Source organism: Actinomadura sp. (assembly GCF_044508335.1).
Taxonomy (GTDB): Bacteria; Actinomycetota; Actinomycetes; order Streptosporangiales; family Streptosporangiaceae; genus Spirillospora.
In genome coordinates this window covers 1-24,309 of the sequence record NZ_JBIQHY010000002.1, presented here as the reverse complement: position 1 = coordinate 24,309, position 24,309 = coordinate 1, and the positions used below count along the sequence as shown (strand labels likewise).

18 protein-coding genes are annotated in these 24,309 nt (G+C 73.3%); 6 read left to right on the top strand and 12 right to left on the bottom strand.

Features of this window, described 5'->3' with window-relative positions; translation table 11 throughout:
- Positions 1-4: 4 nt before the first annotated feature.
- Entirely contained in the window at positions 5-1,876 is a 1,872-nt protein-coding gene (locus ACIWVC_RS01060) for an acetolactate synthase large subunit (RefSeq protein ID WP_396449271.1), read from the bottom strand.
- 112 nt (positions 1,877-1,988) lie between these two features.
- Entirely contained in the window at positions 1,989-4,811 is a 2,823-nt protein-coding gene (locus ACIWVC_RS01055) for a putative bifunctional diguanylate cyclase/phosphodiesterase (RefSeq protein WP_396449272.1), read from the bottom strand.
- Positions 4,812-5,249: 438 nt separating this feature from the next.
- Here ACIWVC_RS01055 and ACIWVC_RS01050 point away from each other — a divergent pair, with 438 nt between their 5' ends.
- On the top strand, positions 5,250-6,341 hold the full coding sequence (locus tag ACIWVC_RS01050; protein WP_396449273.1) for a PQQ-dependent sugar dehydrogenase: 1,092 nt from the start codon (positions 5,250-5,252) through the stop codon (positions 6,339-6,341).
- A gap of 43 nt (positions 6,342-6,384) precedes the next feature.
- On the opposite strand, the gene gatB is transcribed toward ACIWVC_RS01050, so the two are convergent.
- Genes gatB through gatC form a run of 3 tightly spaced genes read right to left on the bottom strand, consistent with a single transcriptional unit; the run spans position 6,385 to position 9,679 of the window.
- Positions 6,385-7,887: an Asp-tRNA(Asn)/Glu-tRNA(Gln) amidotransferase subunit GatB gene (gatB, locus tag ACIWVC_RS01045; protein WP_396453724.1), complete on the bottom strand. Its 1,503-nt coding sequence runs from the start codon at positions 7,885-7,887 to the stop codon at positions 6,385-6,387.
- Complete coding sequence (gene gatA / locus ACIWVC_RS01040; protein ID WP_396449275.1) at positions 7,884-9,380, bottom strand: Asp-tRNA(Asn)/Glu-tRNA(Gln) amidotransferase subunit GatA; 1,497 nt, start codon at positions 9,378-9,380, stop codon at positions 7,884-7,886. The genes gatB and gatA overlap by 4 nt, the downstream gene beginning before the upstream one ends.
- On the bottom strand, positions 9,380-9,679 hold the full coding sequence (gene gatC, locus ACIWVC_RS01035) for an Asp-tRNA(Asn)/Glu-tRNA(Gln) amidotransferase subunit GatC (RefSeq protein WP_396449276.1): 300 nt from the start codon (positions 9,677-9,679) through the stop codon (positions 9,380-9,382). Before gatC ends, gatA begins: the two co-directional genes overlap by 1 nt.
- Before the next feature lie 166 nt (positions 9,680-9,845).
- On the opposite strand from gatC, the gene ACIWVC_RS01030 reads away from it, so the two are divergent.
- A complete protein-coding gene (locus ACIWVC_RS01030) occupies positions 9,846-10,091 on the top strand; it encodes a DUF6458 family protein (RefSeq protein ID WP_396449277.1) in 246 nt (81 codons plus the stop codon).
- Positions 10,092-10,464: 373 nt separating this feature from the next.
- Here ACIWVC_RS01030 and ACIWVC_RS01025 read toward each other — a convergent pair whose 3' ends face one another.
- The 5 genes from ACIWVC_RS01025 to mnmA all read right to left on the bottom strand — a co-directional run bounded on the left by ACIWVC_RS01025 (position 10,465) and on the right by mnmA (position 18,033).
- Positions 10,465-12,555: a putative bifunctional diguanylate cyclase/phosphodiesterase gene (locus tag ACIWVC_RS01025; RefSeq protein ID WP_396449278.1), complete on the bottom strand. Its 2,091-nt coding sequence runs from the start codon at positions 12,553-12,555 to the stop codon at positions 10,465-10,467.
- A 255-nt stretch (positions 12,556-12,810) separates the two neighbouring features.
- Positions 12,811-14,979: an NAD-dependent DNA ligase LigA gene (gene ligA / locus ACIWVC_RS01020; protein WP_396449279.1), complete on the bottom strand. Its 2,169-nt coding sequence runs from the start codon at positions 14,977-14,979 to the stop codon at positions 12,811-12,813.
- 40 nt (positions 14,980-15,019) lie between these two features.
- A complete protein-coding gene (locus ACIWVC_RS01015; RefSeq protein ID WP_396449280.1) occupies positions 15,020-16,021 on the bottom strand; it encodes a methionine synthase in 1,002 nt (333 codons plus the stop codon).
- A 25-nt stretch (positions 16,022-16,046) separates the two neighbouring features.
- Positions 16,047-16,865 (bottom strand): LLM class F420-dependent oxidoreductase, encoded by an 819-nt coding sequence (locus tag ACIWVC_RS01010; protein WP_396449281.1) that lies wholly within the window; start codon positions 16,863-16,865, stop codon positions 16,047-16,049.
- An 85-nt stretch (positions 16,866-16,950) separates the two neighbouring features.
- Positions 16,951-18,033 (bottom strand): tRNA 2-thiouridine(34) synthase MnmA, encoded by a 1,083-nt coding sequence (gene mnmA / locus ACIWVC_RS01005; RefSeq protein WP_396449282.1) that lies wholly within the window; start codon positions 18,031-18,033, stop codon positions 16,951-16,953.
- 68 nt (positions 18,034-18,101) lie between these two features.
- Between mnmA and ACIWVC_RS01000 the strand changes: the two genes are divergently transcribed.
- Entirely contained in the window at positions 18,102-19,184 is a 1,083-nt protein-coding gene (locus ACIWVC_RS01000) for a DUF695 domain-containing protein (protein ID WP_396449283.1), read from the top strand.
- A 23-nt stretch (positions 19,185-19,207) separates the two neighbouring features.
- On the opposite strand, the gene ACIWVC_RS00995 is transcribed toward ACIWVC_RS01000, so the two are convergent.
- Positions 19,208-20,035, bottom strand: a complete 828-nt coding sequence (locus tag ACIWVC_RS00995) for a DUF1206 domain-containing protein (RefSeq protein WP_396449284.1) — start codon at positions 20,033-20,035, stop codon at positions 19,208-19,210.
- Between the two features lie 44 nt (positions 20,036-20,079).
- Positions 20,080-21,255 carry a cysteine desulfurase family protein gene (locus tag ACIWVC_RS00990; RefSeq protein WP_396449288.1) on the bottom strand — a complete coding sequence of 392 codons (1,176 nt, stop codon included), beginning with the start codon at positions 21,253-21,255 and terminating at the stop codon, positions 20,080-20,082.
- Positions 21,256-21,398: 143 nt separating this feature from the next.
- Between ACIWVC_RS00990 and ACIWVC_RS00985 the strand changes: the two genes are divergently transcribed.
- The 3 genes from ACIWVC_RS00985 to ACIWVC_RS00975 form a co-directional block, all read left to right on the top strand.
- The gene (locus tag ACIWVC_RS00985; RefSeq protein ID WP_396449285.1) at positions 21,399-21,932 is read left to right on the top strand and encodes a TetR family transcriptional regulator; all 534 of its coding nucleotides are present in this window, start codon (positions 21,399-21,401) and stop codon (positions 21,930-21,932) included.
- Between the two features lie 142 nt (positions 21,933-22,074).
- On the top strand, positions 22,075-23,286 hold the full coding sequence (locus ACIWVC_RS00980) for an MFS transporter (protein ID WP_396449286.1): 1,212 nt from the start codon (positions 22,075-22,077) through the stop codon (positions 23,284-23,286).
- A 69-nt stretch (positions 23,287-23,355) separates the two neighbouring features.
- Positions 23,356-24,309 (top strand): serine/threonine-protein kinase (locus ACIWVC_RS00975; protein ID WP_396453723.1); only part of this gene is annotated, 954 nt, incomplete at its 3' end.

Genomic DNA, 24,309 nt, shown 5'->3' with positions numbered 1-24,309 from the left:
GGGCTCAGTCTCCGTTCTCCCACTCGGGCGCCATGTCCCGCGCGATCTTGATGTCGTCGTTGGTGGTGCCGGCCGCGACCATCGGCCAGACCATGGCGTCCTCGTGCACGACGAAGTCGATCACGACCGGGGCGTCGTTGATCTCCATGGCCTTGTTGATGACCTCGTCGACGTCCTCGGCCCGCTCGCAGCGCAGGCCGACGCATCCGTGCGCCTCGGCGAGCTTGACGAAGTCGGGGATCCGCTTCGCCGCGTGCAGGTTGGTGTTGGAGTAGCGCTCGTTGTAGAAGAGCGTCTGCCACTGCCGGACCATGCCGAGGTTGCCGTTGTTGATGACGGCGACCTTGACCGGGATGCCTTCGAGCGCGCAGGTCGCCAGCTCCTGGTTGGTCATCTGGAAGCAGCCGTCGCCGTCGATCGCCCAGACCGTCGCGCCGGGCGCGCCCGCCTTGGCGCCCATCGCGGCGGGGACCGCGTAGCCCATCGTCCCGGCGCCGCCGGAGTTCAGGAACGCTCCCGGCCGCTCGTACTTGATGAACTGCGCGGCCCACATCTGGTGCTGGCCGACGCCCGCGACGTAGTAGGCGTCCGGCCCGGCGATCTCCCCGATCCGCTCGATGACGTACTGCGGGGACAGCGACCCGTCGGCGGGCGTGTCGTAGCCGAGCGGATACGTCTCGCGCCAGGCGTTGAGCTGCCGCCACCAGTCGGTGTAGTCGCCCTTGTTGCCCTGCTCGTGCTCGTTCTGCACGGCGACGATCAGGTCGGCGATGACCTCGCGGGCGTCCCCGACGATCGGGACGTCGGCGTGCCGGTTCTTGGAGATCTCCGCCGGGTCGATGTCGGCGTGCACGACCTTGGCGTGCGGCGCGAACCCGTCCAGCTTGCCGGTGACCCGGTCGTCGAACCGGGCGCCGAGGGCGACCAGCAGGTCGGAGCGCTGCAGCGCGCCGACGGCGCCGACGGCGCCGTGCATCCCGGGCATGCCCATGTGCAGCGGGTGGCTGTCGGGCAGCGCGCCCTTGGCCATCAGCGTGGTGACGACGGGCGCGCCGGTCAGCTCGGCGAGGACCTTCAGCTCGGCGGACGCGCCGGCCTTGAGCACGCCGCCGCCGACGTACAGGACGGGGCGCTCGGCGTTGACGATGAGCCGTGCCGCCTCGCGCACCTGCTTGGAGTGCGGCCGGGTGACGGGCCGGTAGCCCGGGAGCTGGAGCTGCACGGGCCACTCGAACTCGACGGTGGCCTGCAGGGCGTCCTTGGCGATGTCGACCAGGACGGGGCCGGGGCGCCCGGTGCTCGCGATGTGGAACGCCTCGGCGATCGTGCGGGCGATGTCGCCGGCCTTCGTGATCAGGAAGTTGTGCTTGGTGATCGGCATCGTGATGCCGGCGATGTCGGCCTCCTGGAAGCCGTCCGTCCCGATGAGGGAGGACGCGACCTGGCCGGTGATCGCGACGATCGGCACCGAGTCCATGTAGGCGTCGGAGATCGCCGTGACGAGGTTGGTCGCGCCGGGCCCGCTGGTGGCCATGCAGACGCCCACCTTGCCGGTCACCATCGCGTAGCCCTGGGCGGCGTGGCCCGCGCCCTGCTCGTGCCGGACGAGGATGTGGCGCAGCTTCTCGGAGTCGAACAGCGGGTCGTACGCCGGGAGGATCGCGCCACCCGGAATGCCGAACACGGTGTCGACGCCGACGTTCTCCAGGGCGCGCACCAGCGCCTGGGCTCCCGTCATCTGTTCGGTCGTCATGATTCTGCGGTTCCTTGGGGAGTGAGTCTTGGCTCGCCGGGCAACAAAAAACCCCCGCCGCCGTGAAGCGGTCGAGGGGAGGCGCGCAGGACGAGAAGCTTGGTCAGCCTGCGCGCCGACCAAGTACTACGAGGATGGTGGAAGTGCTCTGCACGGGCCTACTTTCGCCGATGTCCGGCCCACGGTCAAATCCGTGGACAGTAAATCTCAGGATATGAGACGTCTGTGGCGTGCGTCACCCGGGCAGCGGCAGCGCGACGTCCCCCGGGCGGTTGCGCCCGGCGAGGTTCGTCCGCACCAGCGACTCGACCCGCCCGGCCGCCATCGGGCGCGCCACGAGGAAGCCCTGGCCGCGGGGGCAGCCCATCTCCCGCAGCAGCTCCAGCTGCTCGGGCCGCTCGATGCCCTCCGCGACCACGGTCAGCCCGAGGTCGCTGCCGAGCCGGACGATCGTGCGGGTGAGCAGCGTCCGGGTGTCGTCCGAGCCGAGGCCCGCCACGAACGACGGGTCGATCTTGATGACGTCCACGGGCAGCTGGCCGAGGTAGGCCAGCGAGGCGTACCCCGTGCCGAAGTCGTCGATCGCCAGCCGGACGCCGAGGTCGCGCAGCTCCGACAGCCGCGCCACGTTCTGCCCGGCGTCCTCGACGAGGACCTCCTCGCGGACCTCCAGCGTGAGCGCGCTCGGCGGCAGCCCCGTCTCCTCCAGCACCGCCGCGACCGACTCCACGAAGCGCGGCGCGGCGATCTGCCGGGCGGTGAAGTTCACCGAGACGCCCACGTCCCAGGAGTCGCCGCGCCAGCGGGCGACCTCGCGGCACGCCTCCCGCAGCACCCAGTCGCCGAGCGGGATCATCAGGCCGGACTCCTCCGCCGGGCCGATGAACTCCTCCGGCGGCACCGCCTCGTTCCCGCGCCACCAGCGCAGCAGCGCCTCCACCCCGGTCACCCGGGACGTGGCGAGGTCCACCACCGGCTGGAACTCGACCGCGAACTGCTCCTCGGCCAGCGCCGCCTGCAGGTCGCTGCCCAGTTCGAGCCGCCGGACGACGTCGGCGTGCATGTGCGGCGCGTACACCTCGACGCGCCCGCCGCCGACCTCCTTGGCGCGGGCCATCGCCAGGTCGCCGTTGCGCAGCAGGTCGGCGGCGGTGCGGCGGATCCGGCGGCTCCCGTCCGCGTCGGCCGCGGGCTCCTCCTCGTCCCCGGCGAACGCTATGCCGACACTCGCGGTCAGCACGATGTGCTTGTCGCCGACCTGGTAAGGGTCGGCCGAAAGGACGCGCAGGAGCCGTCCGGCGAGCTCGACCGTGGCGCGCGTCTCACCGTCGTCCGGCGGGAGCTGCACGAGGACGGCGAACTCGTCGCCGCCCCAGCGCGCCACCGTGTCGTCGGACAGCACGTTCGCGCGCAGCCGCCGGGCCGCCTGCGCGAGCACCTGGTCGCCGGCCGCGTGGCCCTCCGAGTCGTTCACCGCGGTGAACCCGTCCAGGTCGACGAACACGACCGCGACCCTGCCGCCGGACGGCTGCCGGGACAGCACCTCCCGCGTCCGCTCCTCGAAGTAGGACCGGTTCGGCAGGCCCGTCAGCCCGTCGTGGAACGTCAGGTGCGCGACCTGCCGCTGCAGCGCGGCCCGCTCGCTGAGGTCCCGCGTCGTGACCAGCAGCCGGGCGGGCGTCCCGTCGGAGCCGCTGTACCGCGAGATCGTCGACTCGGTCGGCAGCCAGGTGCCGTCCGCCGCGCGGACCCGGCACGACACCCGCAGCACGTCGTCGGGGCCGGCGAGGCCGGCCTGCTCGTCCAGGAACTCGGTGAACACCGCCTGGACGTGCGGCACGTCCTCGGGGTGGACGAGATCGTTCAGGGGCCGCCCGAGCAGCTCGTCGGACGTGTAGTGGTACATGCGCAGCGCGCCCGCGCTGGCGTACTGGACGGTCGCGTCGAGGTCGCAGATGAGCACCGCGTCGTTGATGCTCTCCGACAGCGCCCGGAAGTGCTCCTCGCCGGTCTCCACGGCCCGCCGCAGCGCGTCGTTCTCGCGCAGCAGCCCGGCGAGGCGCGCGATGAGGACCAGCGCGGCCGAGCCCGCGGCGATCGAGACGCCGGGCTCCAGGCCGTTCTTCCCGGTGAGGGAGTGGCCGGCGATGAACAGCGCCGCCGCGGCGGCGACGGCGGCGGGCGCTATGCCCGGACCGATCATGCGGCCGCACTCCTCGCCCTCGACCTCCACGCCCTCGGGGATGTCGTCGACGGGCAGGTCCGGGTCGGCGGCCGGGCCCGTCCACGGCACCAGCAGCAGGAGCAGCAGCCCGGCGAGGCGCAGGATGTCGGACGGGTCGTCGCCCGGACCGCCGCCGTCCAGCCGGACGAACGTCGTCACTATGTCGGCGCCCGCGATCGCGGTCAGCGCGCCGTACCCCATCCAGGCGAGCCGCCGGTGCCCGCGGGCGGCGCCGAGGACGAACGGCAGCGCGCCGCACACGAACACGATGTCGATCAGCGGGTACAGCAGTTCGAGGGAGAACTCGGTGGGCGACTCCCCCGACCGGTGGTACAGGGAGCCGAACAGCGCGACCCAGCCGAGCACGAACAGCGCGCAGGCGCAGACGTAGGTGTCGGCGGCGTAGCGCAGCCACGTCCCGCCGTCGCGGGGCAGCCTGATGGGCACGACCAGCCCGGTGACGAGCGCGACCAGCGCGACCAGGTAGAACAGGTCGGGCACCGACAGGGAGAGGGCGCTGCGGCCTGCGCCGTCCGACAGGGCGCTGCCGACCGCGCCGGCGAACCACGACGTGGCGGCGATCCCGAACCAGCGCTGCGACGCCCGCCACAGCCCGCCGGGGACGCCCGGCTCCGCCGGGACCCCGTCCGGCCGCCGGGACGCCAGCAGCAGCGATACCGCGGCGGCGCCCGCCGCGGCGGCCTCCGCCCACGCGTTGAAGGCCCGGCCGCCCCAGCCCAGCAGCGAACCGGCCGCGTAGAGCACGCCGACGAGCGCGGCCAGGGCGACGGGCAGCGCGCGCGGCGGTATCCGCCTGGCGTAGTCGCCGCTCATCGCGCCGTGTCCCTTCCTGCCCCCTGGTGGGGCGTACCGGCCCCCGTGGACGGTGACGCCGCATGCCGGGGGGAGAGTGGGTCCGCGACCCTCGCCGCTCGTACAACGGCCGGGAGGTCGAAGATCGTGCCCCGCGCAGGGTCGGCGCGGAGCGGCGGCGAGCGGACCGGCCTGCCGGGGGGAGCTTGCCCGCCGGGCCGCGTGCCTGGGATCAGCGACATTGCTGCACTACGGGATCACCGTGTCGCTCAATGTACGTTCGGTAGGTCACGGAGCGATTGAGGCTGAGCCTCCTCCCGGCGACAAACGACCTTGTCGCGGATCCGTTTGGGAGGTCCGAAAACTGATCGTCACCGAATCGGAGACTTGCCCCGGGATGACGCTCGGTGACGGGGAACGACCTGCCCGCCGGATCCGTACTATCTACGGGAGGCGTTCATGCGACTGCACACGATCGTCCTGGTCTCGGCCGCGGTGCTCCTCGCGGGCTGCTCGTCCTCGTCCGGCGGGGACGGTGACGGCGGCGGCGCGAGCACACCTCCGCCGCTCCCGTCCGGCGCGCCCGCGCGGACGGACGGGAAGCCGCGCACGGTGGCCGCGGATCTGGAGGTGCCGTGGGCGGTGGCGTTCCTGCCCGGCGGCGACGCGCTGGTCACCGAACGCGAATCGGCGCGGCTGGTGCGGGTGGCGCCGTCCGGGAAGAAGACCGCGGTGGGGACGGTGCCGGGCGTGGAGCCGCAAGGCGAGGGCGGGCTACTGGGCGTGGCGGTGTCCCCGTCGTATGCGACCGACCACCTGATCTACCTGTACTACACGGCAGCGTCGGACAACCGTGTCGTCCGCGCCACCTATGACGGGCGCCTCGGCACGCCGGAGCCGATCGTCACCGGCATCCCGAAGGGCCCCAACCACAACGGCGGGCGGCTGAAGTTCGGCCCCGACAAGATGCTGTACATCACCACCGGCGAGACGGGCGACGGCCCTCTCGCGCAGGACCGGGACTCCCTCGCCGGCAAGATCCTTCGCGTCACCCCCGACGGGAAGCCCGCCCCCGGCAACCCGTTCGGCAACCGCGTCTGGACGTACGGGCACCGCAACGTCCAGGGCCTCGCGTGGGACGACGAGGGCCGCCTCTACGCCACGGAGTTCGGGCAGAACCGCTTCGACGAGATCAACCTGATCCAGAAGGGCAAGAACTACGGCTGGCCCGAGGTCGAGGGCGCCGAGGACGGCAAGGGCTTCACGAAGCCGCTGCTGACGTGGACGACCGACGAGGCGTCCCCGTCGGGGCTCGCCTTCGCGGACGGCTCCCTGTGGGCGGGCGCGCTGCGCGGCGAACGCCTCTGGGAGGTGCCGCTGGACGACGGCAAGGCGGGCCGGCCGGTCGCGCACTTCGAGAACGACTACGGCCGCCTGCGCGCCGTGGTGAAGGCCCCGGACGGCTCCCTCTGGGTGACCACGAGCAACCGCGACGGCCGCGGCGACCCCGCACGGGACGACGACCGCGTCCTCAGCGTCCCGGTCGGGTGACCGCCGTCCCGCCCCTGCCGGGCCGCGGGACGGCGGCCGCGCGTCAGGACGCGCCGAGCTTCTCCAGGATCAGTTCGCGGGCCCGGCCGGCGTCGGCCTGCCCGCGGGTCGCCTTCATGACGGCGCCGACCAGGGCGCCGGCGGCGGCGACCTTCCCGGCCCGGACCTTGTCGGCCACGTCAGCGTTGTCGGCGATCACCTGGTCGATCACCGACGACAGCTCGCCCTCGTCGCTGACGACCTTCAGGCCCCGCTTGGCGACGACCTCGTCCGGCGTGCCCTCCCCGGCGAGGACTCCCTCGAACACCTTCCGGGCCAGCTTGTCGTTCAGCTCCCCGGCGGTGATCATCGCCTGCACCCGCGCGACCTGCTCCGGGGTGATCGGCAGGTCGGCCAGTTCGACGCCCTGCTCGGTCGCGCGCCGCGACAGCTCGTTCATCCACCACTTGCGGGCCGCGGCCGGGTCGGCGCCCTGCGCGACCGTCGCCTCGATGAGGTCGACGGCGCCGGCGTTGACGACGTCCCGCAGCTCCAGGTCGGACAGGTTCCACTCGGCCTGGATGCGCCGCCGCCGCGCCGCGGGCAGCTCGGGCAGCGACGCGCGCAGCTCCTCCACCCACTCCCGCGACGGCGCCATCGGCACCAGGTCGGGCTCGGGGAAGTACCGGTAGTCCTGCGCCTCCTCCTTGCTGCGCCCGCTCGTGGTGCGGCCGGTGTCCTCGTGGAAGTGCCGGGTCTCCTGGACGATCCGCCCGCCGCCGGCGAGCACGCCGGCCTGCCGCTCGATCTCCGACCGGACGGCCCGCTCCACCGACCGCAGCGAGTTGACGTTCTTCGTCTCCGTCCGCGTCCCCCACTCCCGCGCGCCGCGCGGCATCAGGGAGACGTTGACGTCGCAGCGCATCGAGCCCTGCTCCATGCGGACGTCCGAGACGCCCAGGGACCGCACCAGCTCGCGCAGCTCGGTCGCGTACGCCCGCGCGACGAGCGGCGCCTTGTCACCGGTCGCGACGATCGGCCTGGTGACGATCTCCACCAGCGGGATGCCGGCCCGGTTGTAGTCGACCAGCGAGTAGTCGGCCCCGTGGATGCGCCCGGTCGAGCCGCCGACGTGCAGCGACTTGCCGGTGTCCTCCTCCATGTGGACGCGCTCGATCTCGATCCGGTACGTCTCGCCGTCGACCTCGACGTCCAGGTACCCGTCCACGCAGAGCGGCTCGTCGTACTGCGAGATCTGGAAGTTCTTCGGCATGTCCGGATAGAAGTAGTTCTTCCGGGCGAACCGGCACCATTCCACGATCTCGCAGTTCAGCGCCAGGCCGATCTTGATGATGCCCTCGATCGCGGCGCGGTTCGTCACCGGCAGCGACCCGGGCAGCCCGAGGCACACCGGGCACACCTGCGTGTTCGGCTCGGCGCCGAACTCCGTCGGGCACCCGCAGAACATCTTGGACGCGGTCCCCAGCTCGATGTGGGTCTCGATCCCCAGCACCGGCTCGTACTTGGCCAGCGCCTCGTCGTAGTCCATCAGCGTCTCGGTGGTCACTTCGCCTCCGCCAGTTCCGGGGCCTTCGCCAGCAGGGGGCCGCCCCAGCGGTCCTCAAGTGCCCGCTCGACGGCGGCGCCGACGCGGTACACGCGGTCGTCGCCGAGCACGGGCGCCATGATCTGCAGGCCGACGGGCAGGCCGTCCGACAGGCCGCAGGGCACGGAGATCGCGGCGTTGCCGGTGAGGTTCGCCGGGATGGTGCACAGGTCGGCCAGGTACATCGCGACCGGGTCGTCGGCGCGCTCGCCGATCGGGAACGCGGTGGTCGGCGTCGTCGGCGACACCAGGACGTCCACCTGCTCGAACGCGGCCTCGAAGTCGCGCTTGATCAGCGTGCGGACCTGCTGCGCCTTGCCGTAGTAGGCGTCGTAGTAGCCGGACGACAGCGCGTAGGTGCCGAGCATGATGCGCCGCTTCACCTCGGGCCCGAAGCCCTCGGCGCGGGTCAGCGCCATGACCTCCTCGGCGCTGCGGGTGCCGTCGTCGCCGACGCGCAGGCCGTACCGCATGGCGTCGAAGCGGGCCAGGTTGGACGAGCACTCCGACGGCGCGATCAGGTAGTACGCCGGCAGCGCGTAGGTGAAGTGCGGGCAGGAGACCTCGACGACCTTCGCGCCCAGCGACTCCAGCAGCTCGACCGCCTCGGTGAAGCGGGCGGAGACGCCCGCCTCGTACCCCTCGCCGGCGAACTCCTTCACGACGCCCACGCGCAGGCCGTCGACGTCGGCGTGCCGCGCGGCCTCCACGACCGGCGGGACGGCCTCGTCCACCGAGGTCGAGTCCATCGGGTCGTGCCCGCTGAACGCCTCGTGCAGCAGCGCCGCGTCGAGGACGCTGCGGGCGAACGGGCCGGGCGTGTCCAGCGACGACGCGAACGCGATCACTCCGTACCGCGACGACCCGCCGTACGTGGGCTTCACCCCGACGATCCCGGTGACCGCGGCGGGCTGCCGGATCGAGCCCCCGGTATCGGTACCCGTGGACAGCGGCGCCTCATACGCCGCCACGGCCGCCGACGACCCCCCGGACGAGCCCCCGGGGATGCGCTCCAGATCCCACGGGTTCTTGGAGATGCCGTACGCGCTGTTCTCGGTGGACGACCCCATGGCGAACTCGTCCATGTTCGTCTTGCCGAGGATCACGAGCCCGGCCTGCCGCAGCCGCGCGGTCACGGTCGCGTCGTAGGGCGGCCGCCACCCTTCAAGGATCTTGGACCCGGCCGTGGTCGGCATGTCGGTGGTGGTGAACACGTCCTTGTGCGCGATGGGCACGCCGGCCAGCGGGCCGAGCTCCTCCCCCGCCGCGCGCCGCTCGTCCACCTTCCGCGCCTGCGCCAGCGTCGTGTCGCGGTCGACGTGCAGGAACGCGTTGACCTGCCCGTCGACGGCCGCGATCCGGTCCAGGTGCGCCTCGGCCACCTCGACGGCCGACACCTCGCCGGCGGCGAGCAGCTCTCCGAGCTCCGCCGCCCCTTTCCTGACCAGCTCCATCACGCCTCCTCATCCAGGATCCGCGGTACCCGGAAGCGCTGCTCCTCGGCGGCCGGCGCCCCGGAGAGGGCCTGCTCGGGCGTGAGGCACGGGCGTACCTCGTCCGGCCGGTAGACGTTGGTCAGCGGGAGCGCGTGCGAGGTGGGCGGGATGTCCTGCGCGGCGACCTCCTGCACCCGCGCGACCGCGGAGATGATCTGGTCGAGCTGGGCGGCGAGATGGTCGAGCTCATCGTCGCCGAGCGCCAGCCGGGACAGCCGGGCGAGGTGCGACACCTCGTCACGGGTGATGGCGGACATGAGAGAAACCGTTCCTGCGATGAATTGGGTTCACCGCCATCCTATGGGCCGCACCCCCCGCCGCCCGACCGGTTTACGCGGCCATGAGATCCCGGCGCGCCGTTTCATCTCCGCACAGGGGGAACGCTCCTCACGTCCACCCCCGGGACGACGAGAGGAGACCGCCGTGACCATCGGCGGCAGCATCGCCCTGATCATCATCGGCGCGGTCCTGGCCTATGCGGTCAACTACGATCTCAGCGGCATCGACATCCGCCTGGTAGGCGTGATCCTGATGATCGGCGGCCTGATCGGCCTGATCATAGGCATAGTCCGCATAGCGTCCGCCCGCCGCGCCACGCGCCGCCCCGCAGCGCGCGTACGCGAGGAGTACTACGAGGACGACTACGAACCCCGCCACCGCGGCTACTGACCCCCCAGACCGGCGAGCCGGCCGACCACAGCCGCACACCGACCCGTGGCACAAGGCCGGCCGGCTCGCACGGGGTCCCCAACGACAACAACACGCCCGCACGCCCTCGACCCGAGCCGCAGCGCACCCGTGGACCGGTCCTCGGACGAGCACAATTCACACCCTCTCGGACCAGACCCGAGCCTGGCCGCAGACCGAAGCGACCGCCACGGGCAGGCACGCGGAGGGCGCTCTAGCGCCCGGAGCGGGCATGCCCGGCGACGCAGGCGACCGCAGCGACGCCCCACAAACCGCAACAGGCACAGCGACCGCAACAGCGGCGCGAGGATCGCCTGCGTCGCTGACGGGGGGATTGGGGGGTCGCCCCCCCAAATCAAGCAGCAGGCTCCGGTGTTATCTGCGCGTGGCGGCGCAGCCAGTCGGTGGCGGTGGCGGCGTCCATGGGGCGGCCGAAGTGCCAGCCTTGGGCCGCGTCGCAGCCCATGTCGCGGAGCGTTTCGGCGGTGGCGGGGTCTTCGACTCCTTCGGCGATGGAGCGGAGGCCGAGGGTGCGGACGAGGTCGATGATGGAGCGGACGATGACGGCGTCGTCGGGGGATTCGGCGAGGCGGCGGACGAAGGAGGCGTCGATCTTGATCTCTTCGACGGGGAGGCGCTTGAGCCGGACGAGGGAGGAGTAGCCGGTGCCGAAGTCGTCGAGGCTGAGGGGGATGCCGAGGTCGGCCAGGGCGCCGACGGTGTCGGAGGCGTAGGCGGGCTCGTTCATGAGGATCCGCTCGGTGATCTCCAGCTGGAGCGCGGCGGCGGGCAGGCCGCGGGCCAGCAGGCCCTCTTCGATGGTCTCGGCGAGGCCGGTGTCGAGGAGGTCGCGGCCGGAGACGTTGACGGCGACCTGGACGGGGAGGTCTTCGCGCCACCAGGCGGCGGTCTGCGCGAGCGCGCCGGTCACGACGTGGTGGGTGATCGAGCGCATCAGGTAGGTCTGCTCGGCGATGGACAGGAACGCCTCGGGTTCGAGGACGCCCTCGTCGGGGTGCCGCCAGCGGAGGAGGGCCTCCATGCCGACGAGGTGGCCGTCGCGCAGGGAGACCTTCGGCTGGTAGAAGAGTTCGAGTTCGGAGCGGTCGATGGCGCGGCGCAGGTCGCCGAGCATGCTGAGCCGGGCCGGGGAGTTGCGGTCCTTGCCGGGCGAGTAGATCTCGACGCCGGTGCGGGCCTCCTTGGCGTTGTACATGGCGACGTCGGCGCGCTGCAGGAGCAGTTCGAAGTCGGGCGCGTGGTCGGGGAACAGCGCGATGCCGACGCTGGCCTCCATGTCGAAGGACATGCCGTCGAGCCGGACGGGTTCGCTGAGGGCGGCGCGCAGCCGGGCGGCGACCTCGCGGGCGGCGGCCTCGTCGCGGACGGACGGCAGCAGCACGGCGAACTCGTCGCCGCCGAGCCGCGCGACGAGGTCGCCGGGGCGGACGCTGTGGGTGAGCCGGTGCGCGACGAGCTGGAGAAGGCGGTCGCCGGTGGGGTGGCCGAGGGTGTCGTTGACCTCCTTGAAGCGGTCGAGGTCGAGGAGGAACAGCCCGGCGCGGTGGTCGGGCGGGTCGGCGGCCTTGCGGCGGCCGAGGCGGCGCCGGTGCTCCGCGCCGCGGGCCATGGCGAGGGCCTCCTCGGTGCGGACGATCAGCAGCTTGCGGTTGGGCAGCCCGGTCAGCCCGTCGTGCAGGGCCTGGTGCTCGCGCCGGACGGACACCGACGCGTTCATGTAGACCGCGATGAACGGCAGGACGATCAGCGGCACGAACAGGGCGGACCGGTCCATCGCGACGACCATCAGCGGGGCGAGGCCGAGCAGCGCCAGATGGACGAGCACCTGGTAGGCGAGGTCGGTGCGGAGCGCCTTGACCAGCGGGATCCGCGCGTGCAGGGCGACGGCGGAGCCGACGAGGGTGTCGTTGCAGGCGAAGTAGACGGCGCCGGCGAGCGCGATCGCGGGCAGGTCGGAGCCGTGCGGCACCCACAGGTCGGACGGGGTGGCGAGGTCGCCGGACAGGGCGAGGACGAGCTGGGCGGCGGCGAGGCTGAGGGTGTACTGGGCGGCGTTGAAGGCGATCCGGTGCGGGGCGCGGCCGCGGAAGATCCCGCAGGTGACGACGGCGATGGCCTGGAGGGCGGCGGCGATGGGCAGCCCGGCGTACAGCAGCGCGGCGAACGAGAACGTGGTGGAGGTGGTGGCGCCGTTGTTCTCGGTGGAGCCGGGCGTGATGATCGGGCGCAGCTCGCCGAACACGATGAAGCAGCCGAGGATCCAGAACACCGGCGTGCTGACGAGGGCGTCCAGGTCGGCGGCGGTCAGCCCGGAGAACGCGGCCCCGCCGGCCGCGACGCCGAGCAGGATGACCACGACGAAGTAGATCCACAACGGGGAACCACGGCGCGGGGCCGTGTTCCGGGTGTTGTTCGGGTCCTTCATCACATCCTCGGGGGGTTCGGGGGGCCGTCCCCCGGCACCGGAGCGTCCCCGACCTCGGGGGACGCCCCCCGGGTGTTACGTCCGGAGATTCAGGTACAGGTCGTGATGAGAGGGAGGGTACGGCCTCCGCTCAACTTCGCGAAACCGATTGCGTACGTTCCGTTATGCCGTTCCGCACCGCCCGCTCACCGTTGGGTGATTGGAGTGTACCCCTGAGTAATGCGCCGCTGGTGGAACCCCCACGATCACGCCATGTCATTCATCGGCGCGCAAAGTCACGTTTTTGGCCGCATCCGGCCCTTCGGCGAGCAGCACGCGAAAGCCCTCCTCCGCCAGGACCGGTACGCCCAGCTTGACGGCTTTGTCGTACTTTGACCCGGGATTGTCGCCCACGACCACGAATCCGGTCTTCTTCGACACCGAGCCGGACACCTTGCCGCCGAGCCGCTGCACCGCCTCGGTCGCCGAGTCGCGGCTGAACTCCTCCAGCGACCCGGTGATCACGACGGTGACGCCCTCCAGCGGACGCGGGCCGGCGGCGCCCTCGTCCTCCATCCGGACGCCCGCGGCCCGCCACTTGTCGACGATCTCCCGGTGCCAGTCGACCGCGAACCACTTCTTGATCGACGCCGCGATCGTCGGCCCGACCCCGTCGACCGCCGCCAGCTCCTCCTCGGTCGCGTTCGCGATCGCGTCCATCGAGCGCATCTCGCGGGCCAGGTCGCGCGCGGCCGACGGCCCCACGTGCCGGATCGACAGCGCCACCAGCACCCGCCACAGCGGCTGCTTCTTGGCCTTCTCCAGCTCCTCGAAGAGGATCTCGACCGTCTTCTTCGGCTCGCCGTCCTTGGTGGCGAAGAACGACACGACCTTCGGCTCGCCGGTCTTCGGGTCGATCTTGGGCGTGCCGGACTTCGGGTCGAGCACCAGGCTCTTGATCGGCAGCAGCTGGTCGACGGTCAGGTGGAACAGGTCGCCCTCGTTCTTCACCGGCGGCTCTTCCGGCTCCAGCGGCTGCGTCAGCGCGGTCGCCCCGACGTATCCGAGCGCCTCGATGTCGAGGGCGTTGCGGCTCGCGACGAAGTAGACCCGCTCGCGCAGCTGCCCGGGGCAGTACTGCGCGTTGGGGCAGCGGATGTCGGCGTCGCCCTCCTTCTCGTAGGCCAGCTCCGTCCCGCACTCGGGGCAGTGCGTCGGCATCTCGAACTCGCGCTCGGAGCCGTCGCGCAGCGCGGTCACCGGCGCGAGGATCTCGGGGATAACGTCGCCGGCCTTGCGCAGCACGACGGTGTCGCCGATCAGCACGCCCTTGCGCTTGACCTCGCCCGCGTTGTGCAGCGTGGCCCGGTCGACGGTCGAACCCGCGACCTTCACCGGCTCCATCACGCCGTACGGGGTGATGCGCCCGGTGCGCCCCACGCCCACCTTGATGTCGAGGAGCTTGGTGTTGACCTCCTCCGGCGGGTACTTCCACGCGATCGCCCAGCGCGGCGCCCGGCTCGTCGACCCGAGCCGCCGCTGAAGCGAGAACTGGTCGACCTTCACCACGACCCCGTCGATCTCGTACGGGGTGTCATGCCGGTTCTCGCCGTACTCGGCGATGTACTCGCGGACGGCGTCGAGCCCGCCGACGACCTTGTACCGGTCGCTGATCGGCAGCCCCCAGCCGCGCATCAGCTCGTACGCCCCGGACTGGCTCTCCGGCTGCTCGCCGCCGCGCCAGGCGCCGAACCCGTGGACGAGCATGCCGAGCGGCCGGTGCGCGGTGACGCGCGGGTCCTTCTGCCGCAGCGACCCCGCCGCCGCGTTGCGCGGGTTGGCGAACGGCTCCTTGCCGGCCTCGACCTGCGCGGCGTTGACCTGCTCGAACCCGTCGACCGGCAGGAAGACCTCGCCGCGGACCTCCAGGACGTCCGGCCAGCCCTCCCCCGCCAGCCGGTCGGGGACGTCGGCGATCGTGCGGACGTTGTTGGTGACGTCCTCGCCGGTGCGCCCGTCGCCGCGGGTGACCCCGCGCGTCAGCCGCCCGTTCTCGTAGGTCAGCGCGATCGCCAGCCCGTCGATCTTCAGCTCGCACAGGTAGCCGGCGACCTCGCCGACCTCCTTGACGACGCGCTCGTCCCACGCGACCAGCTCCTCGTCGCTCATCGCGTTGTCGAGGCTCTGCATCCGCTCCAGGTGCTGGACGGTCCTGAAGTCGGTGACGATCGGCGCGCCGACCTTCTGCGTCGGCGAGTCGGGCGTGACGAGCTCGGGGTACCGCTCCTCCAGCGCGCGGATCTCCCGCATCCGCTGGTCGTACTCCGCGTCGGTGAGCGTCGGCTGGTCGAGGACGTAGTACCGGTAGTTGGCCTCTTCGAGCTCCTCGCTCAGCTCGCGGTGCCGCTGCCGTGCCTCGGTGGGAACGCCGTCGCTCATGGTCATGCCCCTATTGTCGCCAACGGGTCCGACATTACGTCGCGCCTCACGCGGCGGCTTCGTAAAGCATCCGCGCCGTGTCCCGGCAGCGCTTGAGGGCGTCGCGGACGTACCGGGGCGACGCGCCCGCCATGCCGCAGGCCGGGGTGATCACGACCTGTTCCGCCAGCCGCGCGGCCGGGAATCCGAGCCGCCGCCACAGCTCCCGCACCGGCTCGCCCGTCGCCCGCAGGGACGGCAGCGCGGCGTCGGCGGCGGGCACCGCGCCGAGGAACAGGGCCGTCCCGGCGTCGATCGCCTCCCCCACCGCGTCGTCGTCGCGCTCCGGCACCAGCGCCAGGTCGACGGAGACCGCATGGGCTCCGGCGCCGCGCAGCAGCCCGTAGGGGACGTTCCGGGCGCAGCAGTGCACGACCGTGTACGCGCCGACAGCGTCGATCACGCCGCGCAGGGCCTCCTGCGCGACGGGCTCCTCGATCGCGCGCAGCCGGGAGAACCCGCTGGCGGTCGGGACGGTGCCGGCGAGCGCGGCGGGCAGGCCGGGCTCGTCCAGCTGCAGCAGGATCTCCGCCGCGGGCAGCCGGCGCCGGACGTCCGCGACGTGCGCGGCGACGCCCTCGGCGAGCGAGGCGGCCAGGTCGCGGACGGCACCCGGGTCCTTCAGCGCGCGGTCCCCGTGCCGCAGCTCGATCGTGGCCGCCAGCGTCCACGGCCCGCACACCTGGATCTTGAACGGCCCGTCGTGACCGCCCGCGACCTCCTCCAGGGCGTCGAGGTCGCGGGCCAGGTGGTCGCGGGCGCGCATCGTGTCGCGGCCGGGGCGGTCGGCGAACCGCCATCCGGAGGGCTCCACCCGCACCGGCATGTCGATCAGCAGCCCGGCCGTCCGCCCGGTCAGGTCGGCGCCGGGCCCGCGCGCGGGCAGCTCCGGCAGGTGCGGCAGCTCGGGCAGCTCGCCGAGGACGACCCGCAGCGCCTCCGCCGGGTCGTCCCCCGGGTAGGACCCGATGCCGGTCGCCGTCCCGGCCCGCCAGGGATAACTCGTCACACGGGAGAGCCTAGCGGCGCGGTGATCACACCAGTTCCGCGAGCCGGTCCAGGTAGCGGAGCGTGTCGGGCTCCGGCTCGGTCCGCAGGTTGAACAGGACCTCGTCGACGCCCGCGGCCGCCAGCTCCTCGATCGCCTCGCGCCTGCCCGGCGCCCCGAACACCGTCACCGGCACCCGGCGGCCCGCCCGCTCGCGCAGCTCGGCGATCTTCGCGGCGAGCACGCCGGTGTCGCGCCCGTAGATCGGCAGCCAGCCGTCGCCGAACTCCACGACGCGGTCGAACGTCGTCGGCCCGGCCCCGCCGATCATCACGGGAGGGTGCGGGTCCTGGACGGGCTTCGGGTAGGAGAACACCGGGTCGAAGTCGACGAACTCGCCGTGGAACTCGGCCTCGTCCTTCGTCCACAGCTCCTTGACGGCGAGCACGCGCTCGCGGAGCAACCGCATCCGCGTCCTCGGGTCGGTGCCGTGGTTGCGCATCTCCTCCCGGTTCCAGCCCGCGCCGACGCCGAGCACCGCGCGCCCGCCGGAGACCAGGTCGAGGGAGGCGGTCTCCTTCGCCAGGATGATCGGGTCCCGCTGGACGACCAGCGCGATGCCCGTCCCGACGCGGAGCCGCTCGGTCACCGCCGCCGCGGCGGTCAGCGCCACGAACGGGTCGAGCGTCCGGTAGTACATCCGGGGCAGTTCCGCCCCGCCCGGCCACGGCGACTCCCGCTTCACCGGGATGTGGGTGTGCTCGGCCAGGTACAGCGACCGGAGCCCGCGCTCCTCCAGCGCCCGCCCGAGGGCCGCCGGCCCGATCCCGTCATCGGTCACGAACGTCGAAACACCGAACTCCACAACACGCCTCCCAATGCTCGCCTACGCGACCATAAGACACCCCGGCCCGATGTGATCCCCCGGGGGGCACGGTACGGCGGAGCGCTCAGCGCCCGAGGGAGGAGAGCCGGGCCACGGAGATCGTGGCCGACGCGAGGACCCGGTCGCCGTCGTACAGCACGGCGGCCTGGCCGGCCGCGACGCCGCGCGCCGGGGCGGCGAGGCTGATGCGCAGCTCGCCGCCGCGCAGCTCGGCCGTGCAGTCGTGGACCTCGCCGTGCGCGCGCAGCTGGACCTGGCAGTCGAACGGGCCGTCCGGCACGTCGCTCAGCCGCACCGGCCGCTCGCCGGTGATCTCGTGGACGTCCAGCTCCTCGCGCGGCCCGACCGTCACGGTGTTCGTGACCGGGGAGATGTCGAGGACGTACCGGGGCCGCCCGTCCGGCGCGGGGGTGCCGATCCGCAGGCCCTTGCGCTGCCCGATCGTGTAGGCGTAGGCGCCGTCGTGCTCGCCGACGCGGTTGCCGCCGGTGTCGACGATCGGGCCCTTCGCGGTGCCGAGCCGCTCGGCGAGGAAGGCGCGCGTGTCGCCGTCGGCGATGAAGCAGATGTCGTGGCTGTCGGGCTTGTCGGCGACCTGGAGGCCGCGCCGCTCCGCCTCCCGCCGGATGTCGGCCTTGGAGGTGTCGCCGAGCGGGAACATCGCGTGCGCGAGCTGCTCGGGGGTGCACACGGCGAGGACGTACGACTGGTCCTTGGCGGGGTCGACGCCGCGGCGCAGGACGCCGTCCTCGAGGCGGGCGTAGTGGCCGGTGCAGACGGCGTCGAACCCGAGGGCCATGGCGCGGTCCAGCAGCGCGGCGAACTTGATCTTCTCGTTGCAGCGCAGGCACGGGTTCGGGGTGCGGCCGGCCGCGTACTCGCTGACGAAGTCCTCCACGACGTCCTTGTGGAACCGCTCGGCGAGGTCCCACACGTAGAACGGGATGCCGATGGCGTCGGCGGCGCGGCGGGCGTCGCGGGAGTCCTCCAGGGTGCAGCAGCCGCGCGCGCCGGTCCGGTAGGACCGCGGGTTGCTGGACAGGGCCATGTGGACGCCGGTGACGTCGTGCCCGGCCTCGGCGGCGCGGGCGGCGGCCACGGCGGAATCGACGCCGCCCGACATTGCGGCGAGAACGCGAAGAGTCATGGTGCCTTCGAGGGTACGCGGCGTGGCCCGGTCCGCCGCCCGCATTTCCGCGTACGATTGGGGCCGCTATGGGAATCTTCCGCCGTCCGCGCGAGGCGTCCGCCATCGTACCGCCCGCCATCAGCGAGTTCTGGGAGTGGTGGGCGCAGGCCCGCCCGACGATCGAGGCCTCCCTGGCCGCCGGGCCGGAGCCCGCCGCGGCGGAGTCCGCCGTGCCCGGCGAGGGGCTGTCGGCGGAGACGATCGAGGAGCTGTCCCGCCGCGTCCACCGTATCCATCCGGGGCTGCAGTGGGAGATCGGCGGCGCCGACGACCGGAACCCGTCACTGACCGTGACCGGCGGTGGCGACCCGGAGCTGCGCGGCGTGACCGAGCGGTGGGCGCGCGCCGCGCCCGCCGGCGCCGCGGCCGGCGGCTGGACCTTCCACCCGGCGCGCCAGGCCGACCCGGAGATGCTCTCCCAGGACCTCATCCTCGGCGACCACGAGTTCGACCTGGAGTACGTCCGGCTGGGCATGCGCGCCGACACCGACCGCGCCCGCGTGCACATCAGCGCCTACCACCCCGACTTCCTGTTCGTCGCCGAGGAGCAGCGGCTCCAGGTGGCGCTGAACGTCCTGTACTGGGCGCTCGGCGAGGACGACGTGGCCCGCTGGATCGGCGAGGTCGCGACCGCGGAGGAGGCGCCGATCGACTCGCTGCCGCCGTCGATGCTGCCCGCGGTCGTCGAGCAGGTCGCCGAGCCGTTCGCCGAGCCCGCCTGGCTGACCGGGGAGGGCCGCACCCCGCGCGGGCACCCGGCCCGCCTCGGCGCCCGGTTCCCGCTGCACCGGCAGGACTACCCGCTCTGCGACCTGCACGTGGCGATCACCGTCCCGTACGCCAACAGCAACCCCGACCGGCTGCCGGTCGAGCCGTCGGCGGGCGCGCTGCGCGCGTTCGAGAAGAAGCTCGCCAAGCTGGGCGACCGCGCGGTCCTCGCCGTCCGGGAGACCGGCGACGGCCTGCGCGTCTTCCACCTGTACGCCGACCCCGACTCGGGCGTCGTGTCCGAGCTCGACCAGCTCGCGGCCGGGTGGCCGGAGGGCAAGGCCAAGGTCGCCTCCACCGCCGACCCCGGCTGGAAGGCCCTCGCCCCGTACCAGCCCTAGCGGGCCGGCCCTCGCGGGCGGTCCTAGCGGGTCGCGTCGACCTTGCGCCAGCGGGCCTCGCAGAAGGAGTACAGGCCGAAGGTCAGGACGCCCGCGGCGACCGCGGCAAGGCCCCACGGCCCGGCGGGGGTGTCGGCGAACTCGCGCAGGGCGCCGTCCAGGCCGCGGGCCTTCCCGGGGTCGAAGGTGACGGCCGCGTGGGCGAGGAAGGCGCCGACGGCGAGGCCGAGGACGCCGCGGGCGCCGTTGCCGACGATCCCGAGCGGCTGGACGACGCGGCGCGCCGCATCGCTCATCTCGGCGGTCTTGAGCTCCTCCAGGAACTTGCGGCGGACGCTGCTGACGATCACCACGGCGCCCCAGACCACGAACCCGGCGGCGACCGCCAGGACGAGCCAGCGGCCGCCGGGCTCGCCCATCAGCCGCGCCGTGAGGGTCTTGGACTGCTGGTCGCTCGACTTCCCGTGGTGCCCGAAGACGAAGGCCAGCGTCCCCGCGAAGCCGACGGAGTACACGATCCCGCGCGCCGCGGAGGCCAGCCGCTCGGTGGGCTTGTCGCCGTCCGGGACGGGACGCCCGTATACGGCTTCGGCGAACTGCCAGAGGGCGAGGGCGGCGAAACCGGCGGCCATCAGCCAGACGACGACCAGGCCGCCGGGCTTCCCGGCGACGGTCTGCAGCGCGCCCTGCCGGTCGGCCTCCTCGCCGCCTCCGCCGAGGGCCACCTGCAGGGCGATCCATCCGATGAGCAGGTAGAGCAGGCCGCGGGCGACCAGCCCCACCCTCGACATGCGGTGGAACCAGGGGTGTCCCGCCGCCTGCTTGATCCCGTCGCGCACGTCCGTCGTCACGGCCGACGCTGTCCCCGTTCAACGGACGGTCAAACCTGGGCAGATCAGCTGAGACCGGCGCGGCGCGCGCGTTCCACGACCGGGCCGATGGCGTCGGCGAGGGCCTTGACGTCGGCCTCGGTGGAGGTGTGGCCGAGGGTGAAGCGCAGCGAGCCGCGGGCGCGCTCGGGGCTCGCGCCCATCGCGAGCAGGACGTGGCTGGGCTGCGAGACTCCCGCCGAGCACGCGGACCCGGTGGAGCACGCGATGCCGCGCGCGTCCAGCAGCATGAGCAGGGCGTCGCCCTCGCAGCCGGGGAAGGAGAAGTGCGCGTTGCCGGGCAGCCGGTCGGCGGGGTCGCCGTTGAGGACCGCGTCCGGCACCGCGGCGCGGACGGCCTCGATCAGCCGGTCGCGCAGGCCGGCCAGCCGGCGCGCCTCGGCCTCCCGGTGCGCGGCGGCCGCCTGGACGGCGGCGGCGAACCCGGCGATGGCGGGGGTGTCGAGCGTCCCGGACCGGACGTCGCGCTCCTGCCCGCCGCCATGCAGGAGCGGCACCGGGTCGAGGAACACCGGCTCCTTGGGCTTGGCGAGCAGCAGCGCCCCGACGCCGATCGGGCCGCCGAGCTTGTGGCCGGTGACGGTCAGCGCCTGCGCGCCGCTCGCCGCGAAGCCGACGGGCAGGTGCCCGGCGGCCTGGACGGCGTCGGTGTGCAGGGGGACGCCGCGCTCGCGGGCGGCGGCGGCCAGCTCCGCGACGGGCTGGACGGTGCCGACCTCGTTGTTCGCCCACATGACCGTGGCGAGCGCCACGTCGTCCCCGGAGCCGAGCGCCTCGCGCAGGACGTCGGGTTGGACGCGGCCCAACTCGTCCACCGGCAGCCAGTCGACCTTGGCGCCCTCGTGGTCGGCGAGCCACTGCACCGCGTCCATGACGGCGTGGTGCTCGATGGCGCCGGCCAGCACGCGGACGCGGGCCGGATCGGCGGCGCGCCGCGCCCAGTAGAGCCCCTTGACCGCCAGGTTGTCGGACTCGGTGCCGCCGGAGGTGAACACGACCTCGCTCGGCCGGGCGTCGAACGCCTCGGCGATGATCTCCCTGGACTCCTCGACGACGCGGCGGGCGCGCCGCCCCACCGCATGCAGGGAGGACGGGTTCCCCAGCTCGCGTAGCTCCGCCGTCATCGCCTCGATGGCCTCGGGCAGCATCGGGGTCGTCGCCGCATGGTCGAGGTAGGTCACCACGCGGTCAACAGTATCCGCGCCCCCGCTGTTCCCCGCCGCTGCCCGCGCGGTAGCGCGGATGCCGGGGGCCGGGCCGGGAATAGCGCCGCCACCGGGCCGGTTCACCCGGTGTACCGTCCAGCCGGTACAGTGGAGGGGTCATGACGAGGGAAGCGCTGCTGGACGCCGCGGAGGCCGTCCTGTCCGAGCAGGGGACGCAGGCGCTGACGCTCACCGCGGTCGCCGACCGCGCCGGCGTCAGCAAGGGCGGGCTGCTCTACCACTTCCCCACCAAGGAGGCCCTCGTCCGGGCGATGGTGGCCCGGGTCATCGAGGAGTTCGACGACCTGATCGCCACCTACATCGACTCCTACGGCGACGGCGCGCCCGGCGCCTACACCCGCGCCTACGTCGAGGCGACGTTCGAGATCCTCACCGGCGAGGCCCGCGCCTACCGGCGCTGGTCGGCCATCACGGCCGCCGCGGCGGACCCGGAGCAGGCCGAGCCGCTGAACGAGGCGATGCGGCGCTGGCACGGCCGCGACCCCGCCGAGGACCCCGACCCCGGCATCGCGATGGTCGTCCGCCTCGCGGCCGAGGGGCTCTGGGAAGTCGTCAGCCACGCCCCGGGCCTGTACGACGAGCGACAACTCGAAGCGCTGAAACAGCGGCTGCTCGCCCTGCTGGAGCGCTGACCCGGGCCACACGGCCCCCTCCGGGCTCCCCCGAGTCCCGGAGCACTCCCACCACGCGGAGAACCCGCACGAAGCGGCCGTGCAGGAACGCCTGCGCGGCACCACCGGGGTGCGCCCCGCCGAGACCAGAAAGAGGTGAACCATGCTGTTCCGTGCCCGTTCCGGGACGTTCCTGACCTTCGCACTGGCCGGTCTGCTGACCGGGGTGTGGGTGGCGCGCATGCCCGCGCTGGCCGGGAAGTTCGGGACCACCGAGGGCGAGATCGGCATCGTCGTCCTCGTCTGGGGTCTCGGCGCGATCGCGGCCATGCAGGCGCTGCGCGGCGTCATGGCGCGCGCGGGCAGCCGCACGGTGCTGCGGGCGGCGCTGCCGCTGACCGCGCTCTCGTACGCGGCGGTGGCGCTCGCGCCCACCTACGGGCTGCTGCTCGCGGCCGTCGCCCTGTTCGGCATGACGTTCGGGATCACCGACATCGCGATGAACGCGCAGGGCAGCGTCGTCGAGCAGGCGTACCGCCGGTCCGTCATGAGCGGCATGCACGCCGGCTGGTGCGTCGGCGCGATGAGCGGCGGGCTGTTCGGCGTCGCCACGGCCGCCGCCGGGTTCGGGTTCACCGGGACCGTGCTGGCCGCCGCGCTGCTGTCGCTGCCCGCCGGCCTCGCGCTCGGCCGCACCTACCTGCCCGACCCCGCCGCGCCCGCCGCGCCCGGGACGGGCCGCAGGGGGCGCCGCATGCCCGCCGCCGTGTACCTCATCGGCGTCCTCGGCTTCATCGCGTTCATGACCGAGGGTTCGATCGCCGACTGGAGCGGCCTGCTCCTGCACGACGAACTGGGCGCCACCGAGGCCGTGGCCGCCGTCGGCTACCCGGTGTTCGAGCTGGCGATGCTGCTCGGCCGGCTGGTCGGCGACCGCGTCCGGATGCGCGTCGGCACCCGCCGGCTGCTGACCGGCGCGGGCCTCGGCACCGCGGCCGGGATGACCGTCGTCGTGCTGGCGCCGAACCCGGCCGTCGCGATCGCCGGGTTCTTCGTGACCGGGCTGGTCGTCTGCACGGTCGTCCCGACGACGATCTCGCTGGCCGGGACCGCCGCGCCGGACCGTCCGGCCGCGGCCGTCGCCCAGGTCGGCGCGATGGGCTACGGCGGCCTGCTGCTCGGCCCGGTCGTGGTCGGCTTCCTCTCGGACGCCACCTCCCTGCGCGTCGGCGTCGGCACCGTCGTCGTCCTCGCCCTCCTCATCGCCGCGGGCGCCCGGTTCGTCCGGTTCCGCCCGGCCCCCGCCGTCGCGGTCCCCGCACCGGCCGAGGCCGGCGACCCGAACGACACCCGGCCCGAGCCCATCGCCGCCTGACCGCCTCGTGGGCGGGGCCGGCGATCCGGTATAACCCCCATGGGTCACGGCGGCTGATGGGGGCGGTTCATGGGCGGTTGGCGCGTTCCGGGGTACAGCGAGCTGCGCGTGCTCGGCGAGGGGGCGCAGGGGCGGGTCGTGCTGGCGCGGCATGACGCGACCGGGCGGCCCGCGGCGATCAAGTACCTCGGGGAGCGGCTCGCGGGGGACGCCGAGTTCCGGGAGCGGTTCCGGGCCGAGGCGGCACTGCTGAGCCGGCTCCGCAACCCCTTCGTCGCCGAGCTGTTCGGGCTGGTCGAGAGGCCGGAGGGCGCGGCCATCGTGATGGAGGCCGTGGACGGCGCGCCGCTGAAGGCGGTCCTCGCCGAGCGGGGGCCGCTGGAGCCGGAGGCGGCCCTGGCGGTCCTCAAGGGGTCGCTGCTGGGGCTCGCCGCCGCGCACGACCTCGGGATCGTCCACCGCGACTACAAGCCCGCGAACGTCATCGTGCGCGGCGACGGGCTGAGCAAGCTGATCGACTTCGGGATCGCCGTGGACGCGGGCGCGTCGGGGCGCTCCGGAACGCCCGTCTACATGGCGCCCGAGCAGTGGCGGGACGAGCCCGCCTCCCCCGCCACCGACGTGTACGCGGCGACGTGCGTGTTCTTCGAGTGCGTGACGGGACGCCGCCCCTACGCCGCCGCGGACGGGGCCGGGCTCATGGGCCTGCACCTCACGGCGCCCGTCCCGGCCGGGGACGTCCCCGAGCCGCTGCGCCCGCTGATCGAGCGCGGCATGGCCAAGAACCCGTGGGACCGCCCGATGGGGGCCGCGGCGTTCGTCGCCGAGCTGGAGTCGGTCGCGGCGGGGGCGTACGGGGCCGACTGGGAGGGGCGCGGCGTCCGCACGCTCGCGGGCGCGGCCGCCGCGCTGTCGATGCTGTTCCCGCTCACCGCGCTCGCCCTCGGCCCGGGCGGCGCCGCCGGAGCCGGGGCGGCGGGCGCGGGCGCCGCGGGCGCCGGGACGGCGGGCGCGGCCGGGGCC